The 657-nt window shown below is 54.3% G+C and carries 1 rRNA gene; it reads right to left on the bottom strand.

The features are described 5' to 3' along the window. A 23S ribosomal RNA gene (locus tag C2M36_RS06740) occupies positions 1–657 on the bottom strand; the annotation flags it as partial.

The following is a 657-nucleotide window of genomic DNA, read 5'->3' as shown; positions in this document are numbered from 1 at the left end:
AGTGGAGTCGAACTCCAAGTGAGAACTCATCTCGAGGCTCGCTTCCCGCTTAGATGCTTTCAGCGGTTATCGATTCCGAACGTAGCTACCGGGCAATGCAATTGGCATCACAACCCGAACACCAGCGGTTCGTCCACTCCGGTCCTCTCGTACTAGGAGCAGCCCCTCTCAATTCTCAAACCGCCCACGGCAGATAGGGACCGAACTGTCTCACGACGTTCTAAACCCAGCTCGCGTACCACTTTAAATGGCGAACAGCCATACCCTTGGGACCGACTTCAGCCCCAGGATGTGATGAGCCGACATCGAGGTGCCAAACCACCGCCGTCGATATGAACTCTTGGGCGGTATCAGCCTGTTATCCCCGGAGTACCTTTTATCCGTTGAGCGATGGCCCTTCCATTCAGAACCACCGGATCACTATGACCTACTTTCGTACCTGCTCGACGTGTCTGTCTCGCAGTTAAGCTGGCTTCTACCATTACACTAACCGTACGATGTCCGACCGTACTTAGCCAACCTTCGTGCTCCTCCGTTACTCTTTGGGAGGAGACCGCCCCAGTCAAACTACCCACCAGGCACTGTCCGCAACCCCGATTCAGGGGCCAACGTTAGAACATCAAACATACAAGGGTGGTATTTCAAGGATGGCTCCAC

Source organism: Pseudoalteromonas sp. T1lg75, assembly GCF_002964705.1.
GTDB lineage: Bacteria > Pseudomonadota > Gammaproteobacteria > Enterobacterales > Alteromonadaceae > Pseudoalteromonas.
Note: the sequence above shows the minus strand (reverse complement) of the source record. Positions and strands in the feature narration are given on the sequence as shown.